We start from the raw sequence: 17,544 nt of genomic DNA on the forward strand, positions 1-17,544 counted from the left end.
AGAAGGCAAAATGTCAGATGATCATCTTATTCATATCGTTAAGTTTTCTCCTGATACAACCCCAATTGCTCATATCCACCTTCTACATGGAATGGTAGAGCATATCGGTCGTTATGATGATTTTGCTATATTTCTAATGAGTAAAGGGTTTGTCGTTACCGGTCACGATCATCGTGGTCATGGTAAAACTGCTGAAAAAAATGGCCAATATGGATATTTTGCAGATAAGGTAGGATTTGAGCGTGTAGCTGAGGATGTTCGTGAAGTTTTGCTGCATGTGCGGGAGGATTTGGGGGATATTCCGCTTATTTTATTCGGTCATAGCATGGGGTCGTTTATTGCTCGCAGATATATGCAAAAGTATAGCGACTCTTTAACTAAAGTTGTCCTTTCAGGGACTACTTTTAGTCCTGGAGTTATGGGTGATATCGGTAAAGTAGTCGGTAAGCTTGTATCTGTTGTAAAAAGTCCTAAATCTGAAGGGGCTTTATTGAACAGCATGGCATTCGGAGGATTCAATAAACAAATACAAAATCCAAAGACATCATTTGACTGGCTTACTACAGATGAAACAGAAGTACAGAAATATATAGAAGATCCGTTATGTGGGTTCATACCAACTAATCGATTCTATATTGACCTTTTTGATGGATTAAAAATAATCCACAAAGAAATAGAAAATAATCATATTAAAAAGGATTTACCCGTTTTAGTTATTAGTGGTGCCAAGGATCCTGTTGGAAAAGATGGTAAGGATTTATTTAAGGTAGCAAATGGCTTAAAAAATGTTGGAATGACTAGCGTGACTGTACATTTGGTAGAGGGTGCGAGGCACGAAATACTAAACGAGGTAAATAAGCTTCAAACATATGAAATAATTGCAAATTGGATGATAGATAATGCATAATACAACGAACGTAATTGCTATAGTCGGACCTACTGCTGTTGGAAAAACAGCTTTAAGTATTCAATTGGCTAAAGCATTTAATGGCGAAATTATAAATGGAGACTCGATGCAGGTCTATCGAGAGCTCCATATTGGAACTGCAAAGATTACCAAAGAAGAAATGGAAGGTATCCCTCATCACCTACTAGATATTAAGGACCCAGATGAGAGCTTTTCTGTTGCGGAGTATCAAAAGCTCGTCCGAGGTAAAATTGAAGAAATTACGTTAAAAGGTAAACTTCCGATTATAGTTGGCGGAACTGGTCTTTATGTTCAATCTGTTTTATATGACTTTAGATTTACGGAACAACCGAATCGTGATGAAAACAGACTTGTGGAATTAGAAAAAATGTCTCCTGATAATTTATTTGAACGATTGCGTTTGCTGGATCCAGAGGCTGCAAAGGAAATACATCCGAATAATGTCCAACGTGTGATTCGCGCAATAGAACGAGTAGAGCTTACTGGGAAACAAAAAAATGATATTGAACAAAACCAAGGGAATGAAGAAGTCTATAATCATTATATTATTGGTCTATCCATAGATCGTGAACAGTTATATAATCGCATTAATCACCGAGTAGATATAATGTTGGAAAAAGGTCTTTTAGAAGAAGTAAAAACACTCTATAGTAAAGGCGTTCGAGATGTTCAATCTATCCAAGCAATTGGCTATAAAGAAATATATGCCTATTTGGATGGCAATGTTTCTCTCGAAGATGCAATTGAACAACTAAAGCAAAACTCGAGAAGGTATGCAAAAAGACAGTTAACGTATTTTAGAAACAAAATGGACATCCATTGGTATAATCCGTTTTCTGATACCGAAAGAATATTAAAAGAAATTAATCAATTTATGCAGGAAAATGAATAATTAAAGCGAATATTAACAAGGTAGTATGTTTTAACATGCAAATTGTATAATGGGGGTATTGGGATGAAACCTATAAATATTCAAGATTTATATTTAAATCAGCTTAGAAAAAACGACATTTTTGTAACAGTATTTTTATTGAATGGCTTCCAGCTAAAGGGATTAGTAAAGTCTTACGATAATTTTACAGTCTTATTTGAATCAGATGGAAAGCAGCAGTTAATCTACAAGCATGCAATTTCCACATTTGCTCCTTCTAAACCAGTTAAGCTAACAGAAGAATAATATGGATTGTTTGACAGATTGAGATGCTGCTATTATGATTTTATAGACTAATCACAGAAGCGGAGAGTAAAATATGAATGTAATTACAACGGAACAGCTTTTACAAAAAATAGAGGCTGGAGAAGAAATCAGTGTCATCGATGTACGTGAAAGTGATGAAGTGGCGACTGGCATTATACCGGGAGCAAAACATATCGCATTAGGTCAAATCGAGAGCAATATGGATCAACTCGACAAATCCGTTCCTCATTACATAGTTTGTAAAGCAGGTGGCCGTAGTGCAATGGCCTGTGAAATTCTAGAGGAAAATGGATATAGCGTTACGAACATTGCTGGAGGAATGATGGACTGGGACGGCGAGTTACAGTTCTAAAATAATAGACTAAGGGCTAATTTCATTTATGAGATTAGTCTTTTCTATTTGTAATTTTAAAATTAGGAGAGTATAACATGACATTTACAACAACATTATCGAAAGAAGTATTAAATCTTGCGGAGCAGGTTGAAACTAAAATAACAGGACACCACAAACTTGTAGAAAAAGTTGCTTTTTTAAATCAACAAAAAGTAATTCAAGCTTTTAAGAATCATGGAGTTAGTGATCACCATTTCCATCCGTCATTTGGATATGGCTATGATGATGAAGGTCGAGATACACTAGAAAAAGTGTATGCAACGACATTGGGGGCGGAGGCAGCGCTTGTACGTCCTCAAATTATTTCTGGAACACATGCGATTTCTATTAGTTTGTTCGGTGTACTAAGACCAAAAGATGAATTGCTGTATATAACGGGTAAACCTTATGACACTTTGCAATCCATTGTAAGTGGAGGGGAAGAGGATACAGGGTCCCTTGCTGACTTCGGTATTACGTATAATCATGTAGATTTAATGGAAAATGGAGATATAAACTGGGATTCTGTAAAAAGGGCTGTGAAAAGCAATACGAAGGTAATTGCTATTCAACGTTCGAAGGGTTATGCAGTACGTCCTTCCTTTACAATCGAACAAATAAAGCAAATGGTTATCGAAATTAGAAGCATTAAAGAGGATGCTATTATTTTTGTAGACAATTGTTATGGGGAATTTGTGGAAGAATTGGAGCCAACAGATGTTGGGGTAGATCTAATGGCGGGTTCTCTGATCAAAAACCCTGGTGGTGGACTTGCTAAAATTGGTGGCTATATTGCTGGCAAAGAAGAATTTGTTACTAAATGTGCTTACCGTATGACTTCTCCGGGTATAGGAGCAGAGGCGGGTGCTTCTTTACATGCATTGATGGATATGTATCAGGGATTCTTCCTTGCACCGCATGTTGTATCTCAGGCAGTTAAGGGTGCCATCTTCACTTCTGCACTTTTGGAGGAAGTTGGTATGATTACTGAACCACATTATGCGGAGCAGCGTACAGATTTAATACAATCAGTATCTTTCCAAACAGCGGATCAGATGATTCAGTTTTGCAAGGCGATACAAATGCATTCCCCAGTAAATGCACAATTTATGCCTGAGCCAGCATATATGCCCGGTTATGCCGACGATGTCATAATGGCTGCAGGTACTTTTGTGCAAGGTTCTAGTATGGAGTTAACGGCTGATGGACCAATCCGTCCTCCTTACACAGCATTTATCCAAGGTGGATTAACATACGAGCATGTAAAATATGCTATTTTAGGAGCAGTTCAAACGTTAAACAAGTAGTGAAGAGAAGCCATTTCTGAATTATAGGGAATGGTTTTAGTTTTCTGAAAAAAGATTGTCAGTTTTCCTTACATGGTGTTGACATGTTAACTAACATGACATATACTGTTTATATAACCTACTAGGAGGTGCAGTGATGGAAAAGGAATGGAGACGTTCAATGCCATTACTTTCGATGAATATTGTCATGCAGCTGACTGGTTTGACTGCAAGGCAAATTCGTTACTATGAAGAGCAAGAACTGGTTCACCCTGCACGTACTGAAGGTAAACAGCGCATGTTTTCTTTAGATGATATTGATATATTGTTGGAGATTAAGGATTTATTGAAAACAGGTGTTAATATTGCCGGAATCAAACAAATCTTTGAAATGAAAAACAGTCCAATAACTTCGAAAGAGGTTCGACAAGTAATTTCGGACAGAGAACTACGTGCGATAGTAAAAGAAGAAATGCATTTAGCTCAAAGACAACAACGAGCTTCTTTGCGACAAGGGGACCTATCTCGATTTTTTAGGTAATCGAGGTTCATATACATTAATCAACTAGGAGAGTGAAATAATGAGCAAGTATACAAAAGAGGATATCAAAAAGTTCGTTCAAGAACATGAGGTGAATTTTATTCGTCTTCAGTTTACAGACATACTAGGTACGATTAAAAACGTAGAAATTCCAGTGAGTCAGCTCGATAAAGCTCTCGAAAACAAAATGATGTTCGATGGATCTTCTATCGAAGGATTTGTACGAATTGAAGAATCAGATATGTACTTAGTTCCAGATTTAAATACATGGGTAGTATTCCCTTGGATTACGGGTAAAGGGAAAGTGGCCCGTCTAATCTGTGATGTAAATAAAGCGGACGGAACTCCATTTGCAGGAGATCCTCGTAATAACTTAAAACGTATCTTGAAGGAAATGGAAGAATTAGGATTTACAAGCTTTAACTTAGGGCCAGAACCTGAATTTTTCTTATTCAAATTAGATGCACAAGGAGAGCCAACACTTGAACTGAACGACCATGGTGGTTACTTTGACTTAGCGCCAATGGACTTAGGTGAAAACTGCCGTCGTGATATCGTTCTAGAGCTAGAGGAGATGGGCTTTGAAATTGAAGCATCTCATCATGAGGTTGCTCCAGGTCAACATGAAATTGACTTTAAATATGCTGATGCAGTAACGGCGTGTGATAATATTCAAACGTTCAAACTTGTTGTTAAAACAATTGCACGTAAGCACGGCTTACATGCAACATTCATGCCGAAACCACTATTTGGCGTAAATGGTTCAGGAATGCACTTTAATGTTTCATTATTTAAAGGGAAAGACAATGCATTTTATGATGAATCAGCAGAGATTGGATTAAGTGAAACAGCTATGCAATTTATGGCCGGCGTGTTGAAGCATGTACAAAGCTTTACAGCAATTACAAATCCATTAGTTAACTCATATAAACGCCTAGTACCTGGTTACGAAGCGCCTTGTTATGTGGCATGGTCTGGACAAAATAGAAGTCCGTTAATCCGTATCCCTTCTTCAAGAGGTGTAAGTACACGTATTGAAGTCCGCTCAGTAGACCCAGCGGCTAATCCATACCTTGCGATGGCAGTAATTCTACAAGCTGGTTTAGATGGTATTAAAAATAACTTAACACCACCACCAGCAGTGGACCGCAATATTTACGTAATGACAGAGGAAGAGCGCATCGAAAACGGCATTCATAACCTACCACCAACTTTACATGCTGCCGTACAAGAATTAGGTAAGAGTGAAATTATTCGTGGGGCACTTGGTGAGCATATCTACGCAAACTTCGTAGAAGCGAAAGAAATTGAATGGGATATGTTCCGTACGACTGTACATCCGTGGGAACGTGAGCAATACCTAAAAATGTATTAATAGTAAAGCGTTGGGGCTCTAAGCTTCCAACGCTTTTTCTTTTATTATAGAATGAGGTTCGTGGTGAGGGTTCATAAATCTACCACTTTTAAAAACAAAGGTGCAGTAATAGTGAGAGATAAAATGGAATTTGATAATTTTTACCTTGCCTACTTGATAAACCGTGTTGGTCTAGGATTTGCTCTGATTAAAAGATAAACTTTTGGTATATAATGCTTATTAATTTCTTATTGAACTAACGCAGGAGGTTAGTTCAATATGATATTCATTAAAAAATTTCACATGATTATATCAAATTAAATATGCATATATATTTTATAGAAGGCGTTAAAGGGGATGGAAGAAATTATTATTTCAGTAAAAGACCCTGAATTGACAGCAAATTGGTACGAAGATATATTTGGATTTAAACTATTTTATATTGAAGAAGAAGCTGCTGTAATGAAGATTACAGAACAGTATCAAACAATAGTATGTCTTGTAAAAAACTTAAAACATCAACCGATGAGATTCCCAAGTAATAATTTTGGTGTGGGAAAGTATAATAATTTTATTCCTCAGAATAGAGAAGAAACTTACAAATCTTTATTTGAAAATAATCTTAAGTTTTATCCCGTATATAATTAAAGTCAATAGTGATCTGTTGGCTTATTTTCGTAGTCGGAACATACTGATCACCTGTAAATGAAAACGGAATCTAACGAGAGGCAGAAAAGCTCAGACAAAAATCATGCTTAATTTTCTTATTGTTTCCTTTGTGAAACAGAATTGGTACTCGATAAATTTGTTCGAAACGTGCAAAAAGATTGCCATAGACACACACGAATTGCCTCTGTTACTATGTTTTAGGAGCATATAGCAGAGGTGAAATAATGGAACAAAAATATATGGATTTGAAACTAGGTGAACGAGGGGTAATTTTGAGTATCTTCGCTTACTTATGTTTGTCGACCTTGAAGTTAGTTATTGGTTATACTGCAAATTCTGAAGCCTTAAAAGCGGATGGATTAAATAATACAACCGACATAATTGCTTCCATTGCAGTTTTGATTGGATTGAAAATTTCACAGAGACCTCCAGATAAAGATCATCCTTATGGTCATTGGAAAGCAGAAACGGTAGCTTCTATGGTAGCTGCCTTTATAATGGTGGGTGTTGGTCTTTATGTCCTGTATAATGCCGCTTTATCGGTATTTGATAAAACAATTTCAGAACCTGACTGGATATCCGCATTGACTGGCCTTTTTTGTGCTGTGATTATGTATGGAGTGTACCTTTATAACCGAAATTTAGCGAGAAAAATAAATAGTCAATCTGTTATGGCTGCTGCAAAAGATAATTTATCCGACGCTTGGGTAAGTATTGGAACAGTTATTGGGATTACCAGCTCTCAATTTGGTCTGCCATGGCTCGATCCTGTTACTGCTGTTGTCGTAGGATTATTAATAGTCAAGACAGGTTGGGATATTTTTAGAGAGGCGTCCCATGATTTGACAGATGGTTTTGATGAAGAGCAGTTAAAGGATTATAAAAATTCAATTATTGATATTTCCGGTGTAAAGGGAGTAAAGGAGATAAGAGCAAGAAAATATGGAAATAATCCTGTTGTAGATGTGGTTATTCTTGTTAATTCCACTTTAGATATTGGTGCTGCCCACGATATCTCAATGGTAGTAGAAGACGTATTAATAAAGGAATATGATGTATTTGAAGTGCATGTGCATGTAGAGCCAAACTAAATAGAACTTGAATGATCGACTGAAGTATAATAAGTTAAGCCAACATTTAGTTGGCTTTTTTGATGCACATCTGGAATATAGTACGCAGCATAAGTTAGCGTTATTTTTTATACCTCAGAAGGATTTCCTTCTTTTTTGCCGAATACCAGACTTAAAAAGGGGTGTATAGGAGATGTCTTCAATATTTAAGAGAATTGATACTGTATTTTTACATGTAAGTGATTTAGAACAAGCAATCAAATGCTAAACATAGGTGAAACCCCATTAACATTGGTTCGTAAAAGAAAAAATGATGAGCAAGTAAAAAGTAGTCATATTTCCTTTAATTTTTATACTTCGAACATAGATACCGCACGTAATCATTTGATGCAGTATAATGTAACCGTTGAACCTATAAATGACGATGGCGATGTTAAATGGTTTAAGTTTCAAGATATAAAAGGAAATAATTTAGAGGTGTGTTATTTTCCGGAATAGATTGAAAGGAGAGAACGTTCCATTCGGAGCGTTCTTTTTTATACACAATAAATACTAAGGAGTGAAAACATAGGAGGATTTATTTGGAAAATTTCGGCGTAGTTCGATTTTGTTTAATTGTGGACGAAAAATTTTATATTTATTATTGGTGTAAATGGTATTAGATATTGTGACCGGGGTATTCAAAGCGATAAAAAACCATAATCTCTGAAGTCGAAAGTGCTTGTTTGCATAAGCTATAAAAATGTTGATGTTAGTAGTTCCGAAGACAAGCAAGGCTATATACCATTACGTAGTTTCTGGTGATACTGTCTATACATTAAGTCAGAGATATGGTAGTAAAGCACAATAGTAAATTTAGCTATATATTCTAAAAGGGGTATGTCGCTTTTTTATTTCTCCAATATTTACTTGTTATAAAACAAAACGAATGTTCGCGTGATAATAGAAAAAAGGAGGGAACAAGTATGCGTATAAATTTAATAAAATGTATGGCACGGAATCGGCTGGTTAGATAATAATTCTATAAATCTCGCATCTAATTATTTATCTTATAGTTCACTCAATAAGTGACTTAATCCTTCAAAGTACTATGCTGGGTATATTCAGACGCAATTGATTCTAAATCCAATGTTTTATAATTTTCCCAATTCACCTTTGCGAACGTATCAGCATCAAACACTACTGCTAAGAGTTCGTCAAATGATTTATTACCGTAGTCGTCAGTTAAGTTTGCATTCCATTTGATTAACACAGATTTCACTTCATCTAATTTCGATAAGTCTGCTAATATTTCCATAGTGTCCTTTAACATAGCGCTTTTCGAAGCTTCATGAGCATCTTTGTAGTCAATTTTAATTAAGAAGATGCCTTTATCTTCATAGACATTAAATTCTTCTTTGGTAATTGATCCAATAATAGATTTAATAGTGATAGGTTCAACGCTTTCGTCTCCACATGCAGACAATAAAAATACCGTTGCTAATAAAACTAACAATTTATTCATATATTCCCACTCAACTCCATTTTTGGTTTAATTATATCGTAAGTTTAAATAGAGAGGGTAGTTTATTATTTCACTTATTTCCCTAAATGTTTTTAAAACTTTAAATCTACTGCCTTTTTAATATGTTTACCTCTTGATAATATTCCTTCTATTCTTCTTTTTTTATACACGATCCTCATTGTTCCCGCTTGCGCCAATACAAACCTTACTATCATTAATTACACCATTCATATACTTTTCTCTTTTGTCGCAGAGACAGTGTTGATGATAAAAAAGCCCAACCACTAATTTGGAAGGACTTATTTTCACATCCCATTATCACCCTGATATAAATGTGTTTTAGTGACATTCTATGATGATAAATATTGATAAAAGTTGATTAAATAAGTTATATCTTATTTCATAAAAACTGAAACTTTTCACAGGAATAAGATTAATTGTATTTAACTTGATTCAAGTGGAATTTCCGATAAATAATCGATATCATCAAGTACTAATGCGTCTGTTAAAAGATTAATATCTAATAGAATTTGTTCCTTTATATGTATGAAGGGACATTTGTAATAATCATCTATTAGGTTATTTAGTTCTTTATAAATCAAGTTAGTAGGCAATAATACTCCCCCAGTAATCGATATTTCCTGTTACTTATTATCTAACAAAACAAGTTTAATTGGAAGAGATTTACCTAATTATTTTTGAATAATAAGCATCATTACAACGAAAAAGCTTGGAGAGTTGTGACGTTATTCACGATCGGTTCTCCTGAAATTGGCATTTTCCTCAAACGAATGGTGGTTGTCCTTATAAATGCGCGATTTTCTCTATAGAAATAGGTGTATAAAAAAATACAAATTAGAGTGATTTGTAATTTTTGAAGTAACTAGAAGTGGTGTCAATTAGAAAAGATCACTCGGTTAAAAACCAAGTGATCTTTTTGTATTTATTTCTATGTTATTTTTTTCTAAAATTCTTAGTGCTTCTTTTAGCAGGTTGATATCTATTAAAATCTGTTCCTTCAGCTGGTAGTTATTGCATCTATAGTAATCATTAATGAGTTTTTTAAGTTCCGCTATAATTAATTTCATAAGTTTTTGCCCCTTTATAGTTATATAGGCTGATATAAAAAACGATATACTTAATTTAACCTATGTCTAATTATAAATAGTAATACCCAAAATTCGGCATTTTTAATCACTTTTATTATTTTATTTGATAAATATAATGTCAATTGACTATTTTCTATATTCATTCCAGCATCAACTAGTGTGAGGGATAAATCTCTACAAATTAATAGAAGGGAGGTTAAACTTTGTTTATTAGGCCATGCAAAGTGAGAATTACATCTCGTTTTAGGAGAAATTCGAAAGAATAGTGAGGTTAAAGTGCAAAAGGGAGTAAATTTTGGGAGTGGGGGTAGTCCGGTTATAAAGTAGCTGCAAGTGGTGTCGTGACGAGAACAAAAGTTATAGGTGGATACAGAAATACTATAAAGATTTCACATACTTTGAAAGATAAAAAGTATGAAGCCTTATATGCACATTTAAAATCTTTTTCCGTAAAGTTGGACAAAGTGTTAACAGTAATACACGTGCATTTTGAAATTCACATACCATCATAAGATGTTGTGGAACAGCCTAATGCAGTGAATTCTTAATATTATATAAGTGAAACAAGTATAACCGAAGTACAGAAGCTTTAAATACAGTAGGTTATGAACTGGTGGCTGAAGGGATAGATGGGCCATTAACTATTGCCGCAATAGAACATTTTCAAAAAAACAATGGTATAACCGTTGATGGAGTAGTAGGACCAAAAACTTTAGTTGCTTTAAAGAAGAAATAAAACCTTCGGAGAGATAAAAAGAAATATGAACAAAATAAAACCCCTCAACCATAAAGGTAAAGGGGTTTTTCGATGATTTCAACAAAAATGTCCACTTTTCGTTGAAATATGATATCGGCTCTACGTTATCTTACTTATATTTAGTTGTATTGTCAAGTCTGTATGTCTATTGAATATTACGATAAACGCCAACGACTTTTCCAAGAATGCTAACAGAATTAACAATGATAGGTTCCATGGAAGAATTTTCCGGTTGCAAACGGAAGTAAGACTTTTCCTTAAAGAATCGTTTAACAGTTGCTTCATCCTCTTCTGTCATAGCTACGACAATATCGCCATTATTTGCCGATTGCTGTTGTTTTACAACGACATAGTCACCATTCAATATACCTGCCTCAATCATACTATTACCCATAATCTCCAACATAAATAAATTATCATCAGCAGTTCCGAATGTTTCAGGAAGTGGGAAAAACTCTTCAATATTTTCAATTGCTGTAATTGGCATACCTGCAGTAACTTTACCTACAAGTGGTACATGTACAACATTTTGTTTTTCTGCAATACTTCCTAATCCATCAAGAATCTCAATGGCACGTGGTTTGGTTGGGTCTCTTCTTATCAATCCTTTACTTTCCAGTCGAGCTAAATGTCCATGAACAGTAGAACTAGATGCTAAGCCCACAGCTTCGCCTATTTCTCGAACAGATGGCGGATATCCTTTTTTTCGAACTTCTTCTTTTATAAAAGCTAGGATGTCTTCCTGTCTTTTAGATGCTTTTTTCATATGCTCACCTCTTTTAGAGTAATTAATCTCTAACCTTTTCTATCTTATTAATAGTATAACAGGGGACGAACGTTAATGCAAACATAGGTTCTAATTGTTGTTGACAAAAACAAACGTTCGCATTATTATTAAATCATACATTACGAACACACATTCTATTAGGGGGTATTTTTAATGACCTGGATAAAAGAAAACTACTTTTTAACAATATTTGTAGCGTGCAGTATTGCATTTACAATGTTTATAATAATCTCGAATTCTTTTTCGACAGAAGAGAGTCTTCATATTAATATAGAACAAGGCGATTCTTTATGGGAGTTAGCACATGAGTATAGTGTAAACGAAGATAAAAAAGTATGGATCAATAAAGTGATGACTATGAATAATTTGCAAGACGGACATATTAAAGCAGGGGAAATACTTAAAATTCCAGCTGCAGAAAAAAGTTACCATTTCGATCATGAAACGGAGATAGCGGGCGATACAAAATGAAATCAGTTATATATTGTCGTGTGAGTACAGAAAAAGAGTCCCAAGAGACATCTTTGCAAAGACAGGAAGAAGAGTTGTTAGAATTTGCAGCATTACATAATTATGAAGTAGAGAAAGTATTTATAGATCAACATAGTGGTTACGATATAGAACGTGAAGGCTTATTAGATTTACTTGACTACATAAAAGAAAACGAAATTAAAGCGGTTTTTGTTCAAGATGAAACTAGAATTGGGAGAGGGAATGGTAGAATGGCAGTTCTACATCTCCTTCAAAAAACAAACACTTCTATATATACTTTACAAGATAAAGGCGTCATCAATTTAAATGAAATGGACTCTATGTTACTGGAGATATTAGCGCTTGTAGAGGAATATCAACGGAAATTACACAACGCTAAAATCAGAAGAGGTATGAAGAAAGCAGTATCACAAGGATATCGGCCAGAGAAAAACTTAAAGACAAAAGGTAACCCCGAAGGAAGAGAACGAATAGATGTGCCATTAGAAGAAGTAGTTAGACTTCGAAATGCAGGTCTCACTTATGAAGAGATTTCAATGACTCTAAAAGGTTTAGGATTTAATATTAGTAAAGCAACCGTACATCGACGATATATTGAGTATATAGAAGCACACGGAGTGAAATGACTTGCACTCTGTGTGTTTTTTCCTTACCTTTATATAAAGATATAGTGAAAGGATGAAATGAATTGTTAAGTAAAGAAAAATTAGCAAGAATTAGTGAGTTATCTAGAAAATCTAAAATATCAGGACTTTCTATCGAAGAGGCAAAAGAACAAAGCTCTTTACGTAAAGAATATTTAGAAACTTTCCGCTCTACTATGAGAGATACAATTGAAAGTGTAAAAATAATCGACCCTGAAGGAAACGATGTAACACCTGTAAAAGTTCAAGAAGCAAAGAAAGGGAAGTTTCTGAATTAATTAATCATTTCAGAAACCATTGATAATACAGACATTCTTGTCTAAACTAGAAATATAATAAAAATTTGTTTGAGAGGATGTCATTCATGTCATTACAATCCGATTTATTAGCAATTAATACGATTCGAACTTTATCTATTGATGCAATCGATAAAGCAAATTCTGGTCACCCTGGTTTACCAATGGGGGCAGCGCCAATGGCTTACACATTATGGACAAAACATTTACGACATAATCCAAGTAACCCAACATGGTTCAACCGTGATCGCTTTGTGTTATCGGCCGGTCATGGTTCTATGCTACTGTATAGCTTACTTCATCTTGGTGGTTATGATTTACCAATGGAGGAGATTAAGAACTTTAGACAATGGGATTCTAAAACTCCTGGACATCCAGAGTTCGGTCACACAGCTGGAGTAGAGGCAACAACAGGACCGCTTGGTCAAGGAATTGGAATGGCAGTAGGAATGGCTATGGCTGAAGCACATTTAGCTGCTACCTACAATAAAGAAGACCACTCGATAATCGATCATTACACATATGCGTTATGTGGTGATGGTGATTTAATGGAAGGTGTAGCAGCAGAAGCAATTTCACTTGCTGGACATCTTCAATTGGATAAATTAATTGTATTATATGATAGTAATGATATTTCTTTAGATGGTGATTTACATAAATCATTCTCAGAAAATGTAGCAAAACGTTTTGATTCATATGGTTGGAACTATATTCATGTAAAAGACGGAAATGATATTGAAGAAATTTCAAATGCTATTGAAAAAGCGAAGTCTCAAAATGACAAACCAACTATTATTGAAGTGAAAACTGTAATTGGATTTGGCTCTCCTAACCGTTCTGGTAAGTCAGATGCTCACGGTATGCCATTAGGAAAAGATGAAACTCTATTAGCTAAAGCTGAATATAAATGGTTATTTGAAGAGGATTTCCATGTGCCAGAAGAAGTATATGATACGTTCAAACAAGCATCAGAACATTTAGGTGTTCAAGAAGAGAATTCTTGGAATGAGAAATTTAATGCGTATGAGTCAGAATTTCCAGAGTTAGCTTCTACTCTGAAACAAGCAATTTCTGGTGAATTACCTGAAAACTTTGCAGATGCCCTTAAATCATACGAAACTGGTACTTCACATGCTACACGTTCTGCTTCTGGAGAAGCAATTAATGCAATTGCTCAAAACCTACCTTCGTTCTTTGGTGGTAGTGCAGATTTAGCGGGTTCCAATAAAACTACTATGAAGAATGTTGGAGATTTCTCAGCTGATGATTATGCTGGGAAAAACATTTGGTTCGGTGTACGTGAATTTGCAATGGGAACTGCTTTAAACGGAATGGCTTTACACGGTGGACTAAATGTATTTGGTGGTACATTCTTCGTATTTAGTGACTATGTTAGACCAGCAATTCGTTTATCTGCATTAATGGGACTTCCTGTAACGTATGTATTCACGCATGATAGTATCGCTGTTGGAGAAGATGGTCCAACTCATGAGCCGGTTGAACATTTAGCTTCTTTACGAGCAATGCCTGGTTTATCTGTAATCCGTCCAGCGGATGCAAATGAAACTGCGGAGGCATGGAAACTAGCTGTATCATCTAAACATAATCCTACAGTTTTAGTTCTTTCTAGACAAAACTTGCCGACTCTTGAAAATTCAGTTGAACTGGCTAAAGAAGGAGTTTCAAAAGGAGCTTATGTTGTAGCCCCTAACGAAAAAGCGGAAGCAATCTTACTTGCAACTGGTTCAGAAGTAAGTCTTGCTGTTGAAGCGCAAGCAGCACTTTCTAAAGAAGGAATTGAAGTTTCTGTCGTTTCAATGCCATCATGGGATCTGTTTGAGAAACAAGATTCGGCTTATAAAAATGCTGTATTACCATCTCATTTAACGAAACGCCTTGCAATAGAAATGGGGGCCTCATTAGGTTGGCACCGTTATGTTGGATTTGAAGGGGACGTCATTGCCATAGATAAATTTGGTGCAAGTGCTCCTGGCGAAATCATTATGAAAGAATACGGTTTCTCTGTAGAAAACGTAGTTGCGAAAATGAAAGCACTACTTCAAAAGTAAAATGTTCTACGAGCAATTCGAATGCTTTGGATATAAAGTATTCGAATTGCTTTTTATAACGTATTAGGAAGAAATTGGGGAGAAATATACCCCGACTATTTGAAGTTTCACTTTATTTGAAATTATAATAGAATGCAAAAAGAATCTATAGTATAATTTTCAGTGGTGTCTTGTACACGTAGATAAGAACACAAAGGAGGAGAAAATATGCAAACATGGATTTGGATTGTTATTATAATCGTTGCGTTAATCGCTGGTGCGGCAATCGGTTTCTTTGCGGCACGTCAATATATGATGAAATACTTAAAAGAAAACCCACCTATTAATGAACAAATGCTTCGTATGATGATGGCGCAAATGGGTCGCAAGCCTTCAGAAAAACAAGTTAAACAAATGATGAATCAAATGAATAAAATGCAAAAATAAATAAAAAAGCACTCAGCTGAGTGCTTTTTTTGAATAGAAAATAATATTACTTTATGAAATGATAAGCGCAAGATGCAAATGAGGATCTTTCATGTCAAATCAGATTTCAATTACTTTTTGTTTAGCAAGCTATTTTCTTGTAGGAAATCTGCCACAACCTGCTCATATTCCTTGCTGTTTTCATTGAAGGATTTCGCATGTTCACCTATATCAAACAATTTTAATGTTTTTGGACCTAGTTTTTTTTCGTATAAATCTTCCGTCATTTTAGGTAAGATAAAATCATCCTGCAAACTGTGGATAAACAAAACAGGTTTTTCAATTTTGTCTATAACATCGATTGGTGAGACAAGATTTAGTGTATATCCATCACGAAGCTTCAAAAACAAATTTGCAAATCGAATGGCAAGACTAGTGCGAAGAGGAGTAGTTTGTGTCATTATATGATAAACTTGCTGTTCAAAATCTGAAAATGCACAGTCCGAAATATAAAAGTCAGCATCATCTATTATAGATCCACCATATAATAGTGTTGTGGCTGCTCCCATAGATTCTCCGTGGATACCTAAAACTGCATCTTTCCCAGCTCTATCTCTGACTGCTTCAACAACTGATTGTAAATCTATTTTTTCATAAAATCCAAAACTAGTTGTCTTTCCGCCAGAATCACCATGTCTGCGGTGATCATAGACGACACTATTAAAGCCTAGTCGTTCGAACATACGAACAAAACGTAGAGAGTTAATCTTGTTTTCTGTAACACCATGGCAAATGACGACATAATTATTTGTTACTAATGGTTCGACAAAAATAGCCTTTAAGGAATATCCATTTTTAGATTCAATCCATTGTTCAGTTTTATTTACAGCGTTAAACCAGGCTTCATCTAATCGTTTAGAAGTAATTTCACGATTTAAGATAAAATCATTTTCTTTTTTCTTCATATACATAAGCCTATTAGTTACAAAGAAACCAAAGAACGTAGCCATAGCTGTTAATACACTAGTAAAAATACTCGTCCAAATAATTACACGTTTCTTCATCGTATCAACCCCTACTTACTTTTAAATAGTTTATACATTCCCGTGTCTATCGGTCTGGACACATAAGGTTCAACTACTTCTACAGCTTTAAGCAATGAGTCAAGATTTATATTCGTCCCAATACCCATTTGATGTAGCATATTCACAACATCCTCGGTTGCTACATTCCCTGTAGCACCTGGTGCAAAAGGGCATCCACCTAGGCCGCCAGCGGAGGTATCAAATCGATCAATCCCGGCTTGTAAGCTAGCGAGAATATTGGCTATTCCCATTTTTCTAGTATCGTGAAAATGTGCAGTTATTAATGTAGCAGGGAATTCTTTCTTTAGCGAGTCGAATAATTCATAGCTTTCCAGTGGATTAGCCATGCCAATTGTGTCAGCTACGCTAAGTTCGTTTACACCCCATGAAACGAACTCCTTGCACAATGCAACCGTATCTGATGAATCTATTTTACCCTCATATGGACAATAAAAAGCAGTGGAAATACATGCGCGGACAAAATGACCTTCTTGTAATAGTTTTCCCACAATAGGCTTAAGTTCATCCATACTTTCTTTCGTCGTTTTATTAATATTTTTTTTATTAAAACTGTTTGAGACACCTACAAATACAGCGAAACTCTGTGCCCCGGATTGTTTGGCTAATTCTACGCCTTTATTATTAGGTGTTAGTACGAGTTGTCGACCCATTTTATTCACTTGGGTTACTATTTCATTTGCATCTTTCATTTGTGGAACCCATTTTGGCGATACGAAAGAAGTTATTTCCATTTCTTCTATCCCTGCAAGCTGAAGTTTTGCGATAAAAGATAATTTTACCTCGGTTGGTACTTCGTTTTTTTCGTTTTGCAATCCGTCTCTTGGACCTACCTCGATAATTGTCACTTTATTTGGTAAACTAAACATAATCATCCCTCCCTCTTTATTGTAAAGAAAGGATGGTTAAACAAGCAAATTTAAATTTAGCTTTGTAAAAATTTGTTTAAAACAGGGGAA

At 35.2% G+C, this 17,544-nt stretch carries 20 protein-coding genes and 1 pseudogene; 15 read left to right on the plus strand and 6 right to left on the minus strand.

Annotated elements, in window-relative coordinates:
- The first annotated feature begins 10 nt into the window (after window positions 1–10).
- The 9 genes from KD050_RS19025 to KD050_RS19065 all read left to right on the plus strand — a co-directional run bounded on the left by KD050_RS19025 (window position 11) and on the right by KD050_RS19065 (window position 7,440).
- Window positions 11–907, plus strand: coding sequence for an alpha/beta hydrolase (locus tag KD050_RS19025; protein ID WP_211893872.1), 897 nt, complete (start codon window positions 11–13; stop codon window positions 905–907).
- Complete coding sequence (gene miaA, locus KD050_RS19030) at window positions 900–1,820, plus strand: tRNA (adenosine(37)-N6)-dimethylallyltransferase MiaA (protein ID WP_211893873.1); 921 nt, start codon at window positions 900–902, stop codon at window positions 1,818–1,820. Before KD050_RS19025 ends, miaA begins: the two co-directional genes overlap by 8 nt.
- A 63-nt stretch (window positions 1,821–1,883) precedes the next feature.
- Window positions 1,884–2,105: an RNA chaperone Hfq gene (gene hfq / locus KD050_RS19035; protein ID WP_211893874.1), complete on the plus strand. Its 222-nt coding sequence runs from the start codon at window positions 1,884–1,886 to the stop codon at window positions 2,103–2,105.
- A 73-nt stretch (window positions 2,106–2,178) separates the two neighbouring features.
- Entirely contained in the window at window positions 2,179–2,478 is a 300-nt protein-coding gene (locus tag KD050_RS19040; RefSeq protein ID WP_211893875.1) for a rhodanese-like domain-containing protein, read from the plus strand.
- Between the two features lie 77 nt (window positions 2,479–2,555).
- Entirely contained in the window at window positions 2,556–3,806 is a 1,251-nt protein-coding gene (locus KD050_RS19045) for a methionine gamma-lyase family protein (protein WP_211893876.1), read from the plus strand.
- A gap of 136 nt (window positions 3,807–3,942) precedes the next feature.
- On the plus strand, window positions 3,943–4,326 hold the full coding sequence (locus KD050_RS19050; RefSeq protein ID WP_090561907.1) for a MerR family transcriptional regulator: 384 nt from the start codon (window positions 3,943–3,945) through the stop codon (window positions 4,324–4,326).
- Between the two features lie 40 nt (window positions 4,327–4,366).
- Window positions 4,367–5,701: a type I glutamate--ammonia ligase gene (gene glnA, locus KD050_RS19055; protein ID WP_211893877.1), complete on the plus strand. Its 1,335-nt coding sequence runs from the start codon at window positions 4,367–4,369 to the stop codon at window positions 5,699–5,701.
- Between the two features lie 336 nt (window positions 5,702–6,037).
- Entirely contained in the window at window positions 6,038–6,328 is a 291-nt protein-coding gene (locus tag KD050_RS19060; RefSeq protein ID WP_211893878.1) for a VOC family protein, read from the plus strand.
- A 242-nt stretch (window positions 6,329–6,570) separates the two neighbouring features.
- Window positions 6,571–7,440 carry a cation diffusion facilitator family transporter gene (locus KD050_RS19065; protein ID WP_305080257.1) on the plus strand — a complete coding sequence of 290 codons (870 nt, stop codon included), beginning with the start codon at window positions 6,571–6,573 and terminating at the stop codon, window positions 7,438–7,440.
- A 1,051-nt stretch (window positions 7,441–8,491) separates the two neighbouring features.
- Here the strand turns inward: KD050_RS19065 and KD050_RS19070 are convergent.
- The 3 genes from KD050_RS19070 to KD050_RS19080 form a co-directional block, all read right to left on the minus strand.
- Window positions 8,492–8,923 carry a hypothetical protein gene (locus KD050_RS19070; protein ID WP_211893880.1) on the minus strand — a complete coding sequence of 144 codons (432 nt, stop codon included), beginning with the start codon at window positions 8,921–8,923 and terminating at the stop codon, window positions 8,492–8,494.
- Between the two features lie 443 nt (window positions 8,924–9,366).
- Complete coding sequence (locus KD050_RS19075; RefSeq protein ID WP_211893881.1) at window positions 9,367–9,537, minus strand: hypothetical protein; 171 nt, start codon at window positions 9,535–9,537, stop codon at window positions 9,367–9,369.
- A 303-nt stretch (window positions 9,538–9,840) separates the two neighbouring features.
- The gene (locus tag KD050_RS19080; protein WP_211893882.1) at window positions 9,841–10,011 is read right to left on the minus strand and encodes a hypothetical protein; all 171 of its coding nucleotides are present in this window, start codon (window positions 10,009–10,011) and stop codon (window positions 9,841–9,843) included.
- Between the two features lie 616 nt (window positions 10,012–10,627).
- Here KD050_RS19080 and KD050_RS19085 point away from each other — a divergent pair.
- Window positions 10,628–10,768, plus strand: a pseudogene (locus KD050_RS19085) (peptidoglycan-binding protein); the annotation flags it as partial.
- Between the two features lie 166 nt (window positions 10,769–10,934).
- On the opposite strand, the gene lexA reads toward KD050_RS19085, so the two are convergent.
- Window positions 10,935–11,555: a transcriptional repressor LexA gene (gene lexA / locus KD050_RS19090; protein ID WP_211893884.1), complete on the minus strand. Its 621-nt coding sequence runs from the start codon at window positions 11,553–11,555 to the stop codon at window positions 10,935–10,937.
- A gap of 174 nt (window positions 11,556–11,729) precedes the next feature.
- On the opposite strand from lexA, the gene KD050_RS19095 reads away from it, so the two are divergent.
- The 5 genes from KD050_RS19095 to KD050_RS19115 all read left to right on the plus strand — a co-directional run bounded on the left by KD050_RS19095 (window position 11,730) and on the right by KD050_RS19115 (window position 15,503).
- Entirely contained in the window at window positions 11,730–12,047 is a 318-nt protein-coding gene (locus KD050_RS19095) for a cell division suppressor protein YneA (protein ID WP_211893885.1), read from the plus strand.
- The gene (locus tag KD050_RS19100) at window positions 12,044–12,694 is read left to right on the plus strand and encodes a YneB family resolvase-like protein (RefSeq protein WP_211893886.1); all 651 of its coding nucleotides are present in this window, start codon (window positions 12,044–12,046) and stop codon (window positions 12,692–12,694) included. The genes KD050_RS19095 and KD050_RS19100 overlap by 4 nt, the downstream gene beginning before the upstream one ends.
- A gap of 62 nt (window positions 12,695–12,756) precedes the next feature.
- Window positions 12,757–12,990: a DUF896 domain-containing protein gene (locus KD050_RS19105; RefSeq protein ID WP_211893887.1), complete on the plus strand. Its 234-nt coding sequence runs from the start codon at window positions 12,757–12,759 to the stop codon at window positions 12,988–12,990.
- 86 nt (window positions 12,991–13,076) lie between these two features.
- Window positions 13,077–15,077, plus strand: coding sequence for a transketolase (gene tkt / locus KD050_RS19110; RefSeq protein WP_211893888.1), 2,001 nt, complete (start codon window positions 13,077–13,079; stop codon window positions 15,075–15,077).
- 207 nt (window positions 15,078–15,284) lie between these two features.
- Window positions 15,285–15,503 (plus strand): YneF family protein, encoded by a 219-nt coding sequence (locus tag KD050_RS19115; RefSeq protein WP_093063024.1) that lies wholly within the window; start codon window positions 15,285–15,287, stop codon window positions 15,501–15,503.
- Between the two features lie 110 nt (window positions 15,504–15,613).
- Here KD050_RS19115 and KD050_RS19120 read toward each other — a convergent pair whose 3' ends face one another.
- Complete coding sequence (locus KD050_RS19120; protein WP_211893889.1) at window positions 15,614–16,546, minus strand: alpha/beta hydrolase; 933 nt, start codon at window positions 16,544–16,546, stop codon at window positions 15,614–15,616.
- An 11-nt stretch (window positions 16,547–16,557) separates the two neighbouring features.
- The gene (locus KD050_RS19125) at window positions 16,558–17,454 is read right to left on the minus strand and encodes a hydroxymethylglutaryl-CoA lyase (protein WP_211893890.1); all 897 of its coding nucleotides are present in this window, start codon (window positions 17,452–17,454) and stop codon (window positions 16,558–16,560) included.
- Window positions 17,455–17,544 lie beyond the last annotated feature (90 nt).

It is taken from the genome of Psychrobacillus sp. INOP01 (genome assembly GCF_018140925.1).
In the GTDB taxonomy this organism is placed as follows: domain Bacteria; phylum Bacillota; class Bacilli; order Bacillales_A; family Planococcaceae; genus Psychrobacillus.

Bases quoted from the DNA above. Each gene is read 5' to 3' on its own strand.
- KD050_RS19025 (WP_211893872.1), top strand. From the start codon at position 11: ATGTCAGATGATCATCTTATTCATATCGTTAAGTTTTCTCCTGATACA.
- miaA (WP_211893873.1), top strand. From the start codon at position 900: ATGCATAATACAACGAACGTAATTGCTATAGTCGGACCTACTGCTGTT.
- hfq (WP_211893874.1), top strand. From the start codon at position 1,884: ATGAAACCTATAAATATTCAAGATTTATATTTAAATCAGCTTAGAAAA.
- KD050_RS19040 (WP_211893875.1), top strand. From the start codon at position 2,179: ATGAATGTAATTACAACGGAACAGCTTTTACAAAAAATAGAGGCTGGA.
- KD050_RS19045 (WP_211893876.1), top strand. From the start codon at position 2,556: ATGACATTTACAACAACATTATCGAAAGAAGTATTAAATCTTGCGGAG.
- KD050_RS19050 (WP_090561907.1), top strand. From the start codon at position 3,943: ATGGAAAAGGAATGGAGACGTTCAATGCCATTACTTTCGATGAATATT.
- glnA (WP_211893877.1), top strand. From the start codon at position 4,367: ATGAGCAAGTATACAAAAGAGGATATCAAAAAGTTCGTTCAAGAACAT.
- KD050_RS19060 (WP_211893878.1), top strand. From the start codon at position 6,038: ATGGAAGAAATTATTATTTCAGTAAAAGACCCTGAATTGACAGCAAAT.
- KD050_RS19070 (WP_211893880.1), bottom strand. From the start codon at position 8,923: ATGAATAAATTGTTAGTTTTATTAGCAACGGTATTTTTATTGTCTGCA.
- KD050_RS19080 (WP_211893882.1), bottom strand. From the start codon at position 10,011: ATGAAATTAATTATAGCGGAACTTAAAAAACTCATTAATGATTACTAT.
- lexA (WP_211893884.1), bottom strand. From the start codon at position 11,555: ATGAAAAAAGCATCTAAAAGACAGGAAGACATCCTAGCTTTTATAAAA.
- KD050_RS19095 (WP_211893885.1), top strand. From the start codon at position 11,730: ATGACCTGGATAAAAGAAAACTACTTTTTAACAATATTTGTAGCGTGC.
- KD050_RS19100 (WP_211893886.1), top strand. From the start codon at position 12,044: ATGAAATCAGTTATATATTGTCGTGTGAGTACAGAAAAAGAGTCCCAA.
- tkt (WP_211893888.1), top strand. From the start codon at position 13,077: ATGTCATTACAATCCGATTTATTAGCAATTAATACGATTCGAACTTTA.
- KD050_RS19115 (WP_093063024.1), top strand. From the start codon at position 15,285: ATGCAAACATGGATTTGGATTGTTATTATAATCGTTGCGTTAATCGCT.
- KD050_RS19120 (WP_211893889.1), bottom strand. From the start codon at position 16,546: ATGAAGAAACGTGTAATTATTTGGACGAGTATTTTTACTAGTGTATTA.
- KD050_RS19125 (WP_211893890.1), bottom strand. From the start codon at position 17,454: ATGTTTAGTTTACCAAATAAAGTGACAATTATCGAGGTAGGTCCAAGA.